This is a genomic window from Rathayibacter tritici (genome assembly GCF_001641005.1).
GTDB classification, from domain to species: domain Bacteria; phylum Actinomycetota; class Actinomycetes; order Actinomycetales; family Microbacteriaceae; genus Rathayibacter; species Rathayibacter tritici.
Genome location: NZ_CP015515.1, coordinates 1,455,202 through 1,471,135 on the forward strand (window position 1 = coordinate 1,455,202; position 15,934 = coordinate 1,471,135).

Genomic DNA, 15,934 nt, shown 5'->3' on the forward strand with positions numbered 1-15,934 from the left:
GGCTGCCATGCCCAGCGTTGTCTCGTTCGTCGATGTGTCCTTCGTCCGGAACGGCAAGCGGATCCTCGACCACGTGTCGTGGGACGTGGCCGAGGACGAGCGCTGGGTGATCCTCGGCCCCAACGGGGCGGGTAAAACGTCGATCCTGCAGGTTGCGGCTGCGCAGAACTACCCCTCGACCGGTGCCGCGCACCTGCTCGAGGAGACGCTCGGCCGGGTCGACGTCTTCGAGCTGCGCCCGCGGATCGGTTACGCCTCGACCGCGATGGCACGCCGCCTCCCTGCCGGCGAGAGCGTGCTCGACGTCGTGATGACCGCTGCCTATGCTGTCACCGGCCGGTGGAACGAGGGCTACGACGCGATCGACGAACGCCGTGCACGTCGCGTGCTGTCGGAGTGGAAGCTTGAGCACCTCGCCGAGCGGACCTTCGGGACCCTCTCGGACGGCGAGCAAAAGCGGGTTCAGATCGCCCGCGCGATTATGACGGACCCGGAGCTGCTTCTGCTCGACGAGCCCGCCGCGAGCCTCGACCTCGGCGCCCGCGAAGAGCTTGTCCAGCTGCTCGGTGGCTTCGCGAAGGACCCGGCGTCACCGGCGATCGTGATGGTGACCCACCACGTCGAGGAAATCCCTGACGGCTTCACCCACGCGCTGCTCCTGCGCGACGGAGCGGTCGTGGCGGCGGGCCCGCTCGCCGAGTCGCTGACGGAGGCCACTCTCGCGGAGACCTTCGGGCTCGACATCGCGCTCGCCCGCGAGAACGGGCGCTTCTCGGCCCGCGCCCGGACCTGACCGCGGCTCCGAGACCCGGGCACGGCGCGCCTTCTCCGCGGGCGGCCGGTCTGCTATTCTCGGTAGCTGGTTCGGGCCCGTTCGCGGTGCGCCCGCCCCCTCCACCCGTTCCCGTCGACGACAGGTGCGGTTCAGGACCATCGACGACAGGACACGACCATGAAGACCGATATCCACCCCGAGTACTCCGCGATCGTCTTCCGCGACCTCGCATCTGGTGAGACCTTCCTCACCCGTTCGACGGCGAAGAGCAGCAAGACGATCGAGCTCGACGGCGTGACCTATCCCGTCATCGATGTCGAGATCTCGTCTGCCTCGCACCCCTTCTACACGGGCAAGCAGCGCATCATGGACTCGGCCGGTCGCGTCGAGAAGTTCAACAGCCGCTACAAGAACTTCGGCAAGTAGCACTCCTCGAAGGGCCCTCGACCTCGCGGTCGGGGGCCCTTCGTCGTTGTCGGGCTGGTTCGGCTCGCGGAATCGGGTTCGGCTCGCAAAAACCGCCCCTGTTCGCGAGCCCGACGGGTTTCCGCGAGCCGGGGGTTGATGACGCGGTAACGTCCAGACATGGTGTCCTTCGCCGACAAGCCGATCCTGCCGTTCACGGCTCCCGAGGAGTGGGACGCCTACCTCCGGGACAACCCCGACCCGGGGGGAGTCCGGCTGAAGCTGCGGAAGAAGGCGGCCGTGGATCCGGGGATCAGTTACGCCGAGGCGCTCGACGTCGCGCTCTGCCACGGCTGGATCGACGGGCAGGCGGGGGCGTTCGACGAGCAGTACAAGCTCCAGGCATTTACTCCGCGGTGCCGGGCGAGCCCGTGGTCGAAGGTCAATCGCGACCACGTCGCACGGCTGATCGCAGAAGGCCGGATGCTGCCGGCCGGGCTCGCGGAGGTCGAGCGTGCGCGGGCAGACGGGCGCTGGGACGCCGCGTACCGGCAGCGCGACGCGGAGGTGCCGGCCGATTTCCAGCGGGGGCTCGACGCGGATCCGGAGGCGCTCGCGTTCTTCGAAACCGTCACCGGTCAGAAGCGCTTCGCCTTCCTGTTCCGGCTGTCGCAGCTGAAACGGGCCGAGTCCCGGGACCGGCGGATCGCCGAGTACGTGGTGCTCCTGCACGAGGGGCGCACGCTCACCTGAGGGATCAGTGGCGGACGGGCCAGGCGCCGTCGGCGACGAATGAGTCATCGCGGACACGGCGCATGTACTCCTGGAACGACTCCGCCTGCGTGCGGCACCAGTCGACCTGGAGCGCGTGCAGGGCGTCAGCGCCGACCCCGAGCTCGTCGGCGAAGGTTCGGCCCAACGCCTGAGCGACCCGGCCGGCCGCGACGGCGTCTGCGCTCGCGTCGTGTGCGTCCGTCAGCGCGACTCCGTAGTGCTCGGCGGCGAGGGCGAGAGTGCGCTTGCCCCTGCGGTAGCGATCCACCGCCTTGTCGATGACGAGCGGATCGATGACCGGGCTCGGGTCCAGCAGCACGGGGACGCCCCAGCGGCGCGCCTCGTGCGCGAGCAGGGAGAGGTCGTAGGGGGCGTTGTAGACAACGACCGGGACGCCGCGGGCGAGCAGCGAGCGCAGGGCCTCGGAGACCTCGGCCACGACCTCGCCTGCGGGGCGGCCGTGCTCGCGCGCGTGCTCGGTACTGATGCCGTGGACCGCCGAGGCGCCGGCCGGGATCTCGACTCCGGGGTCCGCGAGCCAGGTCGTCCCCTCGATCGGCTCGCCCGCCGCGTCGATCACGCCGACGTGCGCGGTGACGATGCGGCTCGTGCGGACGTCGACGCCGGTGGTCTCGAGGTCGAACACCGCCAGCAGGTCGAACCAGCGCGCCCCCTCGGACGGCGCGAGCCCCAGCTCGGCGTCATCGAACAGCGTCGGCTCGGTCTGCGGCTCGGTCGTTCCGGTGGTGCTCACGCGGACAGCATAAACGGGGCCCCCGACATCGGCCGCAGGCCCCGCGGCGTGCTCCCGGGTCAGCGCGCCTCGCGCGCCTTGGCCACGTGCAGCCAGAAGAAGCCCTGGGTTCCGAGGGTCATCGTCAGCGTGCCGTCGTCCCTGAAGCCGGGGAAGCGCCCGCCGCCGAAGAGGTCGCTCAGCGTCGATCCGGGGTTCTCGGGGTCGGTGATCGTCACCGAGACCGGGTTGTGGTTGAAGCTGAAGACGCAGAGCACCTCCTCCGGCTGGTCACCCATCGCCGTGCCCGAGCCCGCGTAATCGCGCACGAACGCGAGCACCGACTCGTGATCGGTCTCGAGCACCCGCATGGAGCCCAGGCCGAACGCGGGGTGGCCACGGCGCACGTGCAAGACGTTCCGCATCCAGTGCAGCAGGGAGCGCGATTGCGCGAGCTGCGCCTCCACGTTGACCTGGTTGTAGTGGTAGACGAGCGACTGCACGATCGGCTGCACGAGTTTGCCGGGATCGGCGGCCGAGAAGCCGGCATTGCGGTCGGGCGTCCACTGCATGGGGGTGCGGGAGGCGTCGCGGTCGTTGAGCCAGATGTTGTCGCCCATCCCGATCTCGTCGCCATAGTAGAGAAACGGGCTGCCGGCAAGGGAGAAGAGCAGGGCGTTGATCAGCTCGAGTTCGGCGCGCGAATTGTCCAGAAGCGGCGCGAGGCGGCGGCGGATACCGATGTTGGAGCGCATCCGCGGGTCGTAGGCGTACCAGCCGTACATCGCCTGGCGGTACTCCTCCGAGACCATCTCGAGGGTGAGCTCGTCGTGGTTGCGCAGAAAGACGCCCCAGGCGGCGCCGCTGGGGATGTCGAAGGTCTCCGACAGCACCTTTTTCAGCTCGTTCGCCGTCTGTGCCCGGAGCGAGTAGAAAATGCGCGGCATGACTGGGAAGTCGAAGGCCATATGGCACTCCGGCTCCTCCTCCGTGCCGAAGAATGCGGCGACCTCGCGCGGCCACTGATTTGCCTCGGCGATCAGGATGCGGCCCGGGTAATCCCGGTCGACCATCGTGCGCAGGTTCTTGATGAACTCGTGCGTGGGCGGCTCGCCCTCGCCGTTGCCTTCGTCGGACTCGTAGAGGTAGGGGATCGCGTCGAGGCGGATGCCGTCCACGCCCAGGTCGAGCCAGAACTTCACGACATCGTGAATGGCCTCGTGCACGGCGGGGTTCTCGAAATTGAGATCGGGCTGGTGTGAGAAGAAGCGGTGGAAGTAGAACTGGCGGCGCTCGGCGTCGAAAGCCCAGTTCGAGTCCTCGGTGTCGACGAAGATGATGCGGATGTCCGGCCACTTGTCGTCGGTGTCGTTCCAGACGTAGAAGTCGCCGTAGGGACCCTCGGGGTCGGAGCGCGACTGCTGAAACCACTCGTGCTGGTCGCTGGTGTGGTTGAGCGGGAAATCCATCACGATGCGCATATTGCGCTCGTGGGCCTTCGTGACCAGGTCGCGGAAGTCCTCCATCGTGCCGAACTCGGGGAGAATCGCCTTGAAATCGGAGACGTCGTACCCGCCGTCGCGCAGGGGCGACATGTAGAACGGCGGCAGCCAGAGAGCGTCGATCCCGAGCCACTGGAGGTAGTCGAGCTTGGAGGCGAGTCCGTTGATGTCGCCGGCGCCGTCCCCATTGGAGTCGTAGTACGACCGGATCATCACCTCGTAGAACACCGCTCGGCGGTACCACTGAGGGTCGAGGGCGAGTCCGGGGAGTTGGATCGGCGACGTGAAGCTCACGGTGCTCCTTCTGCTGCTGCCTGAGCGGATGGCCGTCGGGGGAGGACGGACGGGGGGCGATGCGCCGCGAAGCGAGCGCGTGATCATGCTCTCGGCTCCGATCGAGGCCACGCAAGGCGTTGCGGCCAGATCTTCGACGGCTGTTCCCTACGATAAGGAGCGCGATGACCACTCCCTCCCCTTACGCCTCCGATCTTGGCCGTGTCCCCATCCGGGAGGGCGCCGTGGACGTCGCCGGATCCCGCACCTCCTACTGGAGCTACGGTTCGCCGTCGGCCTCGAGGGTCCTCGTGCTGGTGCACGGGTTCCGCGGCGAGCATCACGGGCTCGAGCCGGTGATCGCGCGCCTCCTCGCCGGCGGAGCGGATGTCCGGGTCATCGCTCCGGACCTGCCCGGCTTCGGCGCCTCCGCGCCGATGACGCGCTTCCCGCACGATGTCGAGGGCTACGCCGCCTGGCTCGGGATGTTCCTGGATGCGCTGGGGCTGCGCGGCGACGCGGTGGTGCTCGGCCACTCCTTCGGCTCGATCGTCGCCGCGGCGGCCGTCGCCGGCGGGCTGCCGACTCCGCTCCTGGTGTTGGTCAATCCGATCGGGGCGCCCGCGCTGCAGGGCCCGCGGGGTGTCCTGACCCGTCTCGCGGTCCTTTATTACCGGCTCGGCGCGGTGCTGCCCGGACCGCTGGGACACCGCCTGCTGAGCAACCCGATGATTGTTCGGTTGATGAGCCTGGCGATGGTGAAGACGAAGGAGCCGGTACTGCGCCGCTTCGTGCACGACCAGCACGACCGGTACTTCAGCGCCTTCGCCTCCCGCGAGACGGTGCTCGAGGCGTTCCGCGCCTCCGTTTCGCACGACGTCGGCGAGTACGCCCCCCGAATCGCCGTCCCGACGCTGTTGATCGCGGCGGCGCAGGACGACATCACCCCGCTCTCGGCGCAGTACCGCCTGCTCGAGCGACTCCCGCACGCCCGCCTGCACGTCATCGACGGGGTCGGCCATCTCATCCACTACGAGACTCCTGGCGAGGCCGCCGCAGTACTGCGGGCGGCCCTGGAGGAGGGGATCGACCGATGAGGATCGTCGTCGACTGCCGATACACCCGGCTCGAGCGGCATGACGGGATCAGCCGCTACACCGCGGAGATCGTGCGTGAGCTCGCCCGCCTGCACGACGTCACGATGCTGATCAGCGACCGCCGTCAGCTCACGATGCTGCCCGCGCTCCCGTGGGAGCGGGTGACAGGACCATCCAGCGTTTTCGAGCCGTTCGTCGCCCTGCTGGTGAACCGGCTGCGGCCGGACGTGGTGTTCTCGCCCATGCAGACGATGGGCTCCCTCGGCCGCCGCTACCGGCTCGTGCTGACGGTGCACGACCTCATCTACTACCGCCACCGCACTCCGCCGCGGGATCTCCCGGTGCCTTTGCGAGCGCTCTGGCGGCTCTACCACCTGGCATGGTGGCCGCAGCGCAGGCTCCTCCAGCACGCTGACGCGGTCGTCACCGTCTCGGAGACGACCCGCGATCTGATCCGCCTGTACCGCTTGACCACCCGGCCGGTCGTCGTGGTGCCGAACGCGGCGACCGAGCCCGACGAAGCGAGTGTCGCGCTGGCCTCGTCGCTGCCCGACCGCTCCGCTGCGCGCTCGCTCGTCTACATGGGCTCGTTCATGCCGTACAAGAACGTCGAAACGCTGGCGCGGGCGATGCGGCTCCTCCCCGACTACGAGCTGCACCTCATGAGCCGGGCGAGCGAGGAGACGATCGAGACGCTGCGCGCACTGGCGCCCACCGCCAAGCTCGTCTTCCATCAGGGGGCTCCGGATGCGGAGTACCGCGGCGTGCTGGCCCGGGCGACGGCGCTCGTCACCGCGAGCAGGGACGAGGGCTTCGGGATCCCGCTCGTCGAGGCGATGGCGCTCGGGACGCCGGTGGTGGTCAGCGACATCCCGATCTTCCGGGAGATCGCGCAGGACGCGGCAGTCTACGTCGATCCGTCGAGCGCGAAGGGAATCGCGGACGGTGTGCGGTCCCTGGAGGACGGGCAGACCTGGCAGGGGCAGTCGGCGCGGGCGAAGCAGCGCGCGGCCGCCTTCTCGTGGCGAGACTCCGCCAGGGTGCTCTTCGGGGTCCTCGAGGACCTCGGTCGGCGCTGAGCGGACCCGATCTGCGCCGGCTCAGGCTCCGACGGACGGGCTGAGCACGTCATCGAGGTCGACGTCGGCGACCACGACATCGCCGGAGTCGTCGACGCCGACGATCCGCAGGGCACCGTCGACGATCGCGAAATCGTGCCGGGAGCCGTTGCCGACCGAGATCCCGTGCACCGGGAGATCCTCGCTACTCAGCGCGCGGATCAGACTGCCGATCACGGCGCCGTGCGTCGCGACGACGACTGAGGCGTCGGGGAAGCGCTCGGCGACATCGAGCAGCGCGACGGTCGCCCGCTCGACGACGTCGGCGCGCGACTCGCAACCGGGGATCGGAGCATGCTCGATACCGCCGGGAAACCGCTCGGCGAGTTCAGGCCCCGTCATGCCCTCGGCCTCGCCATAGGCGCGCTCGGCGAGCCCCGGGACGGCCAGCGGCTCAACGAGCCCCAGGCCTCGCGCGATGATCGCTCCGGTGTCGAACGCGCGCTGCAACGGGCTGGCGACGACCGCATCGACATGCCGCTCGCTCAGCAGCCGCGCGGCGGCCCGGGCCTGCGCGCGGCCGACAGCGTTGAGCGGAATGTCGCTCCTGCCCTGGATGCGTCGGGCGGCGTTCCAGTCGGTCTGGCCGTGGCGGACAAGGGTGAACTGGGTCACGGGGGCCTCTCAGGCGGTCGGGTGCGAAAGTCGCAGGATCAGAGAGCGACGGAGCGCCGGGCGGGAAGGCGCTCGGCGAGCTCGCGCAGCACCTCGCTGGTGCCCCCGTCGATCTTGATGCTCGCGCGCGAGTCGCCCTTGGTGGCGCCACGATTCACGATCACGATCGGCATCCGGGCGCGCCGGGCGATCTCGAGGAAGCGGATGCCTGAGTTCACCACGAGGGATGAGCCGGCCACGAGCAGGGCGTCGGCGCCCGCGACAAGGGCGCGCGCCTCCTCGAACCGCTCCGTGGGGATGAACTCGCCGAAAAAGACGATGTCAGGCTTGAGGATCCCGCCGCAGACGGTGCACTCGGGGACGGCCATTGCGGAGACGTCGTGCACCTCCGCGTCGCCGTCGGGGTTGAGGGAGGAGACGTCGGGGTCGTCGAGCCAGGGATTGAGCTCCTCGATCCGCTCGGCGACCGCGTCGCGCGCGAAGAACTGGCCGCAGGTCATGCAGCGGACCCGGTCGGCTGACCCGTGCAAGTCGACCACACGGCGGGAGCCCGCTCGCACGTGCAGGCCGTCGACGTTCTGCGTGACGACTCCGGTGAGCAGCCCGCGCTCCTCGAGTCGGGCCAGAGCGCGGTGTCCGTCGTTGGGCACCGTGCTGGTGAAGCGGCGCCAGCCGAGCTGGCTGCCGGCCCAGTAGCGCCGGCGGTAGTCCGGATCGGCGACGAACTGCGAATACGTCATCGGGCTGCGCACCGGTGCGCCGGCGCCGCGGTAGTCGGGGATGCCCGAGTCGGTGCTCATGCCAGCACCGGTGACAGCAGCGATGCTGCGGCCAGTGAGGAGGTCGACGGCCTGCTCGATCGCGAGAGCGTCGGGGCCCTCGGCGACCGGTGTCGGACTCGACTCCATCCGCGCCTCCTTCGAGGGCCGTTCGAGCGACCCTGGACGAGTTTAGACCGCGCCGTGCCCTAGATTGCCGGGATGCCGATCGTGCACATCACGGCCCTCGACCACCCGCTCCTCGCGGACTACCACCGCCTCACCGACGTTGCGCTGCGACGGGTGCTGGAGCCGGAGGGCGGGCTGTACATTGCGGAGTCGGCCACGGTGATCGAGCGGGCCCTCGACGCGGGGCACCGACCGCGCTCCGTGCTCGTGCAGCAGAAGCGGCTGCCGGACGCGGCCGAGGTCCTCGAGCGCTTCCCCGAGGTGCCGGTGTTCGTCGCGCCCGATCTGCTGATCGAGGAGCTGACCGGGTTCCACCTCCACCGCGGGGCGCTCGCGTCGATGCACCGTCCTCCGCTGCGCCCGATGGCCGAGCTGCTGGCGGACGCGCGCCTGGTCGTCATCCTGGAGAATCTGGTCGACCACACCAACGTCGGAGCCGTCTTCCGAGCGGCCGCCGGCCTGGGCGCGGACGCGGTCCTGGTGACGCCCCGATGCGCGGATCCGCTCTACCGGCGCAGCGTGCGCGTGAGCATGGGCACCGTGCTCCAGGTGCCGTGGACGCGGACGCCCGACTGGGCGCCGACCCGGGAGGCGCTGCTCGCGGCGGGGTTCTCGGTGGCGGCGCTGGCCCTCGCGCCGGACGCGATGCCGCTGGACGAGTTCGCGGCCGCCCGGCCCGAGCGGGTCGCGATCGTGCTGGGAGCGGAGGGGGACGGGCTCAGCCGTGCGGCTCTGGACGCCTCGGACGCCGTGGTCACGATCCCGATGCTGCATGGCGTTGACTCGCTCAACGTGGCCTCGGCGAGCGCCGTCGCACTCTGGGCGCTGACGCGGGGGCGCTGAGGCGAGGGGCCGCCCGTACGATGTCCGGATGGCCTCCCCGACCCGATCCGACGACGCGCTCGACCTGTTCGGGGAGCCCGCCGCGCAGAAGTCCCGGCCGCGCCGGCGGCGCGGGGCGGTCATCGCGGGTGCTGTCGCCGCGACGGTTCTGTTCGGTGCGGGCGGCGCCTACGCCACGAACGCGGCGACGGCCGAGCTGCCCGCCGCGAGCGCCGTCACCCTCGAGCCGGTGTCCCGCACTCTCGCTGCCCCCGCACTGGCCTGGCCGGCGTACGGCTCCGGCGCAGTGGCTGCCGTCGGTGTCGACGGTGCGGAGGAGGACGGGCTGCTTGCGCGCTACGGCTCCACCGACACGCTGCCGACGGGGAGCATCGCCAAGGTGGTCACCGCTCTGGTCGTGCTCGCCGCGAAGCCGATCGCCGTGGGGACCGACGGGGAGACGATCACCTTCACCAGCGCAGACGTCCAGTACTACGCCGAGACCCTCGCCGAGGACGGCTCGAACGCTCCCGTCACTGCGGGTCTGCAACTGACCGAGCGGCAGGCGTTGACGGCGATGATGCTCCCGTCCGCCAACAACTACGCGAAGTCACTCGCGATCTGGGCCTACGGCTCCGAGGAGGCCTTCCTGGCCGCCGCGCGCAGCTGGCTCGACGGGCAGGGGCTCGCGCGGACCTCTCTCGCCGATGCCAGCGGGCTCTCGCCGGCCACGGTCAGTACGACGGCAGAGATGGTGCGGCTGGGCGAGCTGCTGATCGTGGATCCGGTGCTCGCTCCGATCGTCGCCCTGCCGACCGCGGACATCCCGGGGGTCGGTGAGCTCGAGAACACGAACTCGCTGCTCGGCCGCTCCGGAGTCGACGGGATCAAGACCGGAACGACCGACGAGGCGGGCTCGTGCCTGCTCTTCTCGCTGGACGCGACCGTCGAGGGGCAACCGGTCACCCTCGTCGGCGTGGTGGTCGGAGCCCGCACCCATCCGCAGCTCGCCGCCGATGTGCTGGCGCTGATCCCGAGTGTCGAAGCGGGATTCCACAGCGTCCCCCTGACCGCTGAGGGCCAGGACTACGGCAGCCTCACGAGCGCCTGGGGCGAGATGGTGGCCGCCGAGACTGCTCAGGCGCAGTCCGTGCTGGTGTGGGGTGCGGTGTCGACCAGCACCTCCGTCGCCCTGGATCCGGTCGAGACCGTCACCGACGGAGGGCGAGTGGGCACCGCGACCGTGTCAGTCAACGGCACCCCGTACGAGCTGCCCCTCGTAGCGGACGGCGCAATCGAGGATCCGGGGTTCGCCTGGCGCCTCGCTCACCCGGCGGAGCTGTTCGGCTGAGCCGCTGGTGCCGGTCATTGCGATCGGGCGTTGCCGACTGGCCGGTCGTTCTCAGCCCGCGGGCTGCTCGCCGATGATCCGCACCCCGGCCGTCGCGATGTCCGCCGCGACCTGCTCCGGAGTGGCGTTGCCCGGAACCAGCGAGCCGGGCTGGGACTCTGCGGGGTCGGCGATCCAGCGCTCCGCCGAGGGCCGCTTGGCGGTGATGAAATCGCCGGAGGACTGGTGGCGCACCCGGCGCAGCACCCACGGCACGAGGTACTCGCGCGCCCACTGGATGTCCTCCGTGCGCGCGGCGCGCCACGTTCGGGCAGGCAGCGGCTGCGGAGCGAGGGGACGCAGGTCGTTCTCGACGTTCAGCGCCTCGAGCACCATCCGCGCCACCTCGTGGTGGCCGTGCGGGTTGAGGTGCAGGCGGTCCGGTGCCCACATCCGCACGTCCTGGATCTCCTGCAGCGACCACTGGTCGGCGACGATGCAGTCGTAGCGCTTGGCCAGCGCCCGCAGGTTCTCGTTGTAGATCGCAACCTTGCCGCGGATGCGACCGAAGACGGGGGAGAAGCCCACATCGACGCCCGTGAAGAGGACCACCGTGGCTCCGTCCGCGCGGAGGCGCTCGAGGCCAGACTCGAAGCGCGCGGCGATGTCGTCGGGGTCGGTGCCGGGCCGGATGACGTCGTTCCCTCCCGCGGAGATCGTGATCAGGTCGGGCCGCAGCTCCAGGGCCGGCTCGATCTGCTCGTCGACGATCTGCTGCAGGAGCCGCCCGCGAACCGCGAGATTGGCGTACGCGAAGTCCTCGTTCTGGCTGCCGAGGACCTCCGCCACCCGGTCCGCCCAGCCGCGGTGCCCACCGGGACTGCCGGGCTCGGGATCACCGATCCCCTCGGTGAACGAGTCGCCCAAGGCGACATAGCGGGACCACGGATGACGCTGCTCGACCATCCGTCCATTGTGCTCCGCCCCCGAAGAGCAGGCGGCGCACTGCGACACGCCGGGGTCCTCCCGACGGGCCGCGGGCACGGGCCTGCTGTCGGAGCCGTCGGCTAGATTCGATCCACGTGAATCCTCCCTCGAGCTTCGGTCATCAGGTCGGTACCTCCGCCGCTGAGCACCTGTCCCCGTCGTTCCCCGGCAGGGCCCCGTGGGGAACCGCGAACAAGCTGAGGGCCTGGCAGGCCGAGGCCCTGGAGGCCTACTTCCAGCACGAGCCGCGCGACTTCCTCGCCGCGGCGACCCCGGGCGCGGGCAAGACCACCTTCGCGCTGCGCCTGGCCGCCGAACTCCTGCACAATCGCACGGTCGATCGGATCACCGTGGTCGCGCCGACCGAGCACCTCAAGCGCCAGTGGGCCGAGGCGGCGCACCGCGTCGGGATCCGCCTGGACCCGACCTTCACGAACCGCATGGGCCGCCACGCACGGCACTACCACGGCGTCGCCGTCACCTACGCGCAGGTCGCGGTGCGTGCCGAGCTGCACCGTGAGCTCACGGTCTCGGGCCGCACGCTCGTCATCCTCGACGAGGTCCACCACGCGGGCGATGCTCTGAGTTGGGGCGACGCGGTGCGCGAGGCCTTCGAGCCCGCCGTCCGCCGACTCTCGCTGACCGGGACGCCCTTCCGCTCGGACACGGCGCCGATCCCGTTCGTGAGCTACCTGCCGGACGAGGAGGGCATCCGCACCTCGCTCACCGACTACGCCTACGGCTACGGCCGCGCGCTGGCCGACGGCGTCGTCCGGCCGGTGCTCTTCATGGTCTATGCGGGGCAGATGCGCTGGAAGTCCAAGGCCGGCGATGAGATGGAGGCGCGGCTCGGCGAGGGCAATACGAAGGACATCACCTCGCAGGCCTGGCGGACCGCGCTGGATCCCCGGGGGGACTGGATCCCCTCGGTGCTCCGTGCCGCCAACACGCGGCTGACGGAGGTGCGGCGCGCGGTACCCGACGCCGGCGGCCTGGTTATCGCGACCGACCACTACAGCGCGCGCGCCTACGCCGCGATGCTCCGCGAGATCAGCGGCGAGAGCGTCACTGTCGTCCTCTCCGACGAGAAGGAGGCGAGCGAGCGGATCGAGGAGTTCGCGAAGGACACCAGTCGCTGGATGGTCGCGGTGCGGATGGTGTCCGAGGGCGTCGACGTGCCGCGGCTCGCGGTGGGCGTCTACGCGACCTCGGCGTCGACTCCGCTGTTCTTCGCCCAGGCGATCGGCCGCTTCGTGCGCGCGCGGCGCCGCGGCGAGACCGCCTCCGTGTTTCTCCCGAACGTGCCCGGTCTGCTCGCTCTGGCGGGCTCGATGGAGCTGCAGCGCGACCACGCGCTCGACCGTAGGAGGTCGGACGACGAGGAGTACCCCGAGGCCGACCTGATGGCCGACGCCGAGCGCAGCGACAAGGCGTCCTCGGATCTGCTCGAGGAAGGGCGGTTCGAGTCGATCGGCTCCGCCGCCACCTTCGACCGTGTCGTCTATGAGGGTGCCGAATTCGGGATGGAGGTCGAGGTCGAGAGCGAGGAGGAGCTCGACTTCATCGGCCTGCCGGGGCTGTTGGAGCCGGACCAGGTGCGCGAACTGCTGCAGCACCGGCAGCAGCGCCAGGCCAAGCGGGCCGGCGCGCACGCGGGAGCCGCAGCTCCCGCCGAGCCGAAGAACGAGATCCCGGCGCCGCTGTACCGCACGCTCAAGGAGCAGCGCAGTCTGCTCAACTCGCTGGTCGGGCTCTGGGCGCGCGGGACAGGCGAGTCGCACGGCCAGGTCCATACCGAGCTTCGGCGGCTCTGCGGCGGCCCGGCAGTGGCGCAGGCCAGCGTGACGCAGTTGCAGGCGCGGATCGACCTCCTCCGGCGCCGTCTCGGCTCGCACTGAGCGGTGGAGCGCGGCGCGGGTGGCTGTCGTACGTGGCGTGGAGAGCGTGCTCGCGTGAGCCACCGGGGCCCGTCTCGGCCGTTTAGCCGATGCACCCGGCGCAGCGCCAGCCCTCCCGGACGGACGCGGCGCGACCGTACGGTTCGAGCGTGACCCACCGGAACGACCTGCTCGCGCGCGCGTGCGCAGGACGATTCGCACGGCGGTCCCGGCCGCTGGTCGTGACCACCGGAGGAGGACTGCGCGATGAGCGCTGATCGTCAGGGGAAAGCTCGAGACGCGCTCGCTAAGGTGGGCAGTCGGTCCGCCGCGGAAGTGACGGACCATCACCCCCGACGTCGGGCATCCGAAGACCGCACATCGGCGTCTTCCGGAGTGCCCGAGAATGATCCCTTGAGGAGTCTCGTGGAGACCTGGCCTGGAACCGCCTACCCGCTGGGCGCGACATTCGATGGAAGCGGCACGAACTTCGCCCTGTTCAGTGAGATCGCCGAGCGCGTCGAGCTCTGCCTCTTCGACGAGGACGGGACCGAGACGCGGGTCGACGTCCAGGAGTCGGACGCCTACGTCTGGCACTGCTACCTGCCTCAGGTGCAGCCGGGTCAGCGCTATGGCTTCCGGATTCACGGGTCGTACGATCCCGACTCCGGCCACCGCTGCAACCCGAACAAGCTGTTGCTGGACCCCTACGCGAAAGCGATCTCGGGAGAGATCGACTGGGACCAGTCCCTCTTCTCGTACACTTTCGGCGATCCCGACTCGACGAATGACGAGGACTCGGCGCCGCACATGATGATGGGCGTCGTCATCAATCCGTTCTTCGACTGGGCGGGGGATCGCCGCCCGCGCACCTCGTACGACAGCACCGTGATCTACGAGGCTCACGTGAAGGGCCTCACCAAGACGCATCCCGACGTGCCGGAGGAGCTCCGCGGCACCTACGCCGGCGTCGCGCACCCCGCAGTGATCGACCACCTCAAGCACCTCGGTGTCTCGGCGATCGAGCTCATGCCCGTGCACCAGTTCGTGAACGACTCCACCCTGATGGAGAAGGGCCTCTCGAACTATTGGGGCTACAACACGATCGGGTTCTTTGCTCCGCAGAATACCTACTCCTCCACGGGCGACCAGGGCCAGCAGGTCCAGGAGTTCAAGAGCATGGTGAAGGCGCTGCACGCGGCCGGTATCGAGGTGATCCTCGACGTTGTCTACAACCACACGGCGGAGGGGAACCACCTCGGCCCGACTCTGTCCTTCCGCGGGATCGACAACGAGGCGTACTACCGGCTGGTCGATGACGACAAGCGGTACTACATGGACTACACCGGCACCGGCAACACGCTGAACGTCCGCCACCCGCACTCGCTGCAGCTGATCATGGACTCGCTGCGGTACTGGGTGACCGAGATGCGCGTCGACGGCTTCCGCTTCGACCTCGCCTCGGCGCTGGCCCGGGAGTTCTACGACGTCGACCGGCTTTCGACCTTCTTCGAGCTTGTCCAGCAGGACCCGGTGGTTTCGCAGGTGAAGCTCATCGCAGAGCCGTGGGACGTCGGGCCCGGCGGCTACCAGGTGGGCAACTTCCCGCCCCAGTGGACGGAGTGGAACGGGAAGTACCGCGATACCGTCCGCGACTTCTGGCGCGGCGAGCCGTCGACGCTGGGGGAGTTCGCGTCGCGCCTCACCGGCTCGGCCGACCTCTACGCGCACTCGGGTCGTTATCCGGTGGCCTCGATCAACTTCGTCACCGCGCACGACGGCTTCACGCTCCGCGATCTGGTCTCGTACAACGAGAAGCACAACGACGCGAACGGTGAGGACGGCAACGACGGCGAGTCGCACAATCGCTCGTGGAATCACGGAGTGGAGGGGCCGACCGATGATCCGCGGGTGCTCGCGCTCCGCGCGCGCCAGCAGCGCAACTTCCTCGCGACGATGCTGATCTCGCAGGGTGTGCCGATGATCCTGCACGGCGACGAGCTGGGCCGCACGCAGAACGGCAACAACAACACCTACGCGCAGGACGGCGAGCTGACCTGGATCGACTGGGCTCACGCTGACCGGCCGCTGCTGGAGTTCACCGCGGCTCTCATCCGCCTGCGGGCCGAGCACCCCACGTTCCGGCGCATGCGCTTCTTCGACGGCCGGCCCGTGCTGCGCGGTGACGGCGAGCCCCTGCCCGACATCGTCTGGTTCACGGCGGCGGGCACCGAGATGTCGCCGTCGGACTGGGACTCGGGGCTCGGACGCTCGGTCGGCATCTACCTCAACGGCAACGGCATCCGTGAGCGCGACCAGCGCGGGCGCCCCGTCACCGACGACAGTTTCCTGCTGTACTTCAACGCGGATGACGTGGACGTCGAGTTCTCGATCCCGAGCGACGAGTACGCGCTGGAGTGGCGTGTCCTCGTGGACACAGCCGGTGCTGAGGCCGACTCGATCCCGCGCCCGGCGGGGGCGACGCTCACCGTCCAGGCGAAGTCGCTGGTCATTCTGCAGGAGCACAGTACCCCCGAGCCCGAGGTCGATCACTCGGTCGCCGCCTCACTCGCATCCCTCGCCGCGACGTCGGCCATCCCGATCGTCTCCTCGACGGGACCCACCAGCCCCCATGCCGAGTCGACCGACTCCGCGACCGCCCCCTCGACAGGAGCCTGA

At 69.8% G+C, this 15,934-nt stretch carries 14 protein-coding genes; 9 read left to right on the plus strand and 5 right to left on the minus strand.

What is annotated here, in order from left to right; genetic code table 11:
* Positions 1-7 precede the first annotated feature (7 nt).
* From A6122_RS06615 to A6122_RS06625, 3 genes are all read left to right on the plus strand, one after another.
* Positions 8-793 carry an ABC transporter ATP-binding protein gene (locus A6122_RS06615; protein ID WP_068253000.1) on the plus strand — a complete coding sequence of 262 codons (786 nt, stop codon included), beginning with the start codon at positions 8-10 and terminating at the stop codon, positions 791-793.
* Between the two features lie 159 nt (positions 794-952).
* A complete protein-coding gene (locus A6122_RS06620) occupies positions 953-1,201 on the plus strand; it encodes a type B 50S ribosomal protein L31 (RefSeq protein ID WP_068253003.1) in 249 nt (82 codons plus the stop codon).
* A 159-nt stretch (positions 1,202-1,360) separates the two neighbouring features.
* A complete protein-coding gene (locus A6122_RS06625) occupies positions 1,361-1,933 on the plus strand; it encodes a YdeI/OmpD-associated family protein (RefSeq protein ID WP_068253006.1) in 573 nt (190 codons plus the stop codon).
* Between the two features lie 4 nt (positions 1,934-1,937).
* Here the strand turns inward: A6122_RS06625 and A6122_RS06630 are convergent, their stop codons facing one another.
* Together A6122_RS06630 and treS are read right to left on the minus strand one after the other, a co-directional pair.
* Complete coding sequence (locus A6122_RS06630) at positions 1,938-2,666, minus strand: 3'-5' exonuclease (RefSeq protein ID WP_181026348.1); 729 nt, start codon at positions 2,664-2,666, stop codon at positions 1,938-1,940.
* Between the two features lie 101 nt (positions 2,667-2,767).
* The gene (gene treS / locus A6122_RS06635) at positions 2,768-4,483 is read right to left on the minus strand and encodes a maltose alpha-D-glucosyltransferase (RefSeq protein ID WP_068253009.1); all 1,716 of its coding nucleotides are present in this window, start codon (positions 4,481-4,483) and stop codon (positions 2,768-2,770) included.
* A 164-nt stretch (positions 4,484-4,647) separates the two neighbouring features.
* On the opposite strand from treS, the gene A6122_RS06640 reads away from it, so the two are divergent.
* Together A6122_RS06640 and A6122_RS06645 are read left to right on the plus strand one after the other, a co-directional pair.
* Positions 4,648-5,559 (plus strand): alpha/beta fold hydrolase, encoded by a 912-nt coding sequence (locus A6122_RS06640; protein ID WP_068253012.1) that lies wholly within the window; start codon positions 4,648-4,650, stop codon positions 5,557-5,559.
* The gene (locus A6122_RS06645; protein ID WP_068253015.1) at positions 5,556-6,638 is read left to right on the plus strand and encodes a glycosyltransferase family 4 protein; all 1,083 of its coding nucleotides are present in this window, start codon (positions 5,556-5,558) and stop codon (positions 6,636-6,638) included. Before A6122_RS06640 ends, A6122_RS06645 begins: the two co-directional genes overlap by 4 nt.
* Positions 6,639-6,659: 21 nt before the next feature.
* Here A6122_RS06645 and A6122_RS06650 read toward each other — a convergent pair whose 3' ends face one another.
* The gene (locus A6122_RS06650; protein WP_068253018.1) at positions 6,660-7,292 is read right to left on the minus strand and encodes a histidine phosphatase family protein; all 633 of its coding nucleotides are present in this window, start codon (positions 7,290-7,292) and stop codon (positions 6,660-6,662) included.
* 38 nt (positions 7,293-7,330) lie between these two features.
* Entirely contained in the window at positions 7,331-8,200 is an 870-nt protein-coding gene (locus tag A6122_RS06655; RefSeq protein WP_068253021.1) for a Sir2 family NAD-dependent protein deacetylase, read from the minus strand.
* Between the two features lie 72 nt (positions 8,201-8,272).
* On the opposite strand from A6122_RS06655, the gene A6122_RS06660 reads away from it, so the two are divergent.
* The gene (locus A6122_RS06660; RefSeq protein WP_068253024.1) at positions 8,273-9,082 is read left to right on the plus strand and encodes a TrmH family RNA methyltransferase; all 810 of its coding nucleotides are present in this window, start codon (positions 8,273-8,275) and stop codon (positions 9,080-9,082) included.
* Positions 9,083-9,110: 28 nt separating this feature from the next.
* The gene (locus A6122_RS06665) at positions 9,111-10,412 is read left to right on the plus strand and encodes a D-alanyl-D-alanine carboxypeptidase family protein (RefSeq protein WP_068253027.1); all 1,302 of its coding nucleotides are present in this window, start codon (positions 9,111-9,113) and stop codon (positions 10,410-10,412) included.
* Positions 10,413-10,463: 51 nt separating this feature from the next.
* Here the strand turns inward: A6122_RS06665 and A6122_RS06670 are convergent, their stop codons facing one another.
* Positions 10,464-11,357, minus strand: coding sequence for an SGNH/GDSL hydrolase family protein (locus tag A6122_RS06670; protein ID WP_084415861.1), 894 nt, complete (start codon positions 11,355-11,357; stop codon positions 10,464-10,466).
* Between the two features lie 116 nt (positions 11,358-11,473).
* On the opposite strand from A6122_RS06670, the gene A6122_RS06675 reads away from it, so the two are divergent.
* Positions 11,474-13,276, plus strand: coding sequence for a DEAD/DEAH box helicase (locus A6122_RS06675; RefSeq protein WP_068253030.1), 1,803 nt, complete (start codon positions 11,474-11,476; stop codon positions 13,274-13,276).
* A 405-nt stretch (positions 13,277-13,681) separates the two neighbouring features.
* Positions 13,682-15,934, plus strand: a complete 2,253-nt coding sequence (glgX, locus tag A6122_RS06680; RefSeq protein WP_084415862.1) for a glycogen debranching protein GlgX — start codon at positions 13,682-13,684, stop codon at positions 15,932-15,934.

What these genes read in the sequence shown, in the direction of transcription:
- A6122_RS06615 (WP_068253000.1), top strand. Translation starts at nt 8, where the DNA reads ATGCCCAGCGTTGTCTCGTTCGTCGATGTGTCCTTCGTCCGGAACGGC.
- A6122_RS06620 (WP_068253003.1), top strand. Translation starts at nt 953, where the DNA reads ATGAAGACCGATATCCACCCCGAGTACTCCGCGATCGTCTTCCGCGAC.
- A6122_RS06625 (WP_068253006.1), top strand. Translation starts at nt 1,361, where the DNA reads ATGGTGTCCTTCGCCGACAAGCCGATCCTGCCGTTCACGGCTCCCGAG.
- A6122_RS06640 (WP_068253012.1), top strand. Translation starts at nt 4,648, where the DNA reads ATGACCACTCCCTCCCCTTACGCCTCCGATCTTGGCCGTGTCCCCATC.
- A6122_RS06645 (WP_068253015.1), top strand. Translation starts at nt 5,556, where the DNA reads ATGAGGATCGTCGTCGACTGCCGATACACCCGGCTCGAGCGGCATGAC.
- A6122_RS06655 (WP_068253021.1), bottom strand. Translation starts at nt 8,200, where the DNA reads ATGGAGTCGAGTCCGACACCGGTCGCCGAGGGCCCCGACGCTCTCGCG.
- A6122_RS06660 (WP_068253024.1), top strand. Translation starts at nt 8,273, where the DNA reads ATGCCGATCGTGCACATCACGGCCCTCGACCACCCGCTCCTCGCGGAC.
- A6122_RS06665 (WP_068253027.1), top strand. Translation starts at nt 9,111, where the DNA reads ATGGCCTCCCCGACCCGATCCGACGACGCGCTCGACCTGTTCGGGGAG.
- A6122_RS06670 (WP_084415861.1), bottom strand. Translation starts at nt 11,357, where the DNA reads ATGGTCGAGCAGCGTCATCCGTGGTCCCGCTATGTCGCCTTGGGCGAC.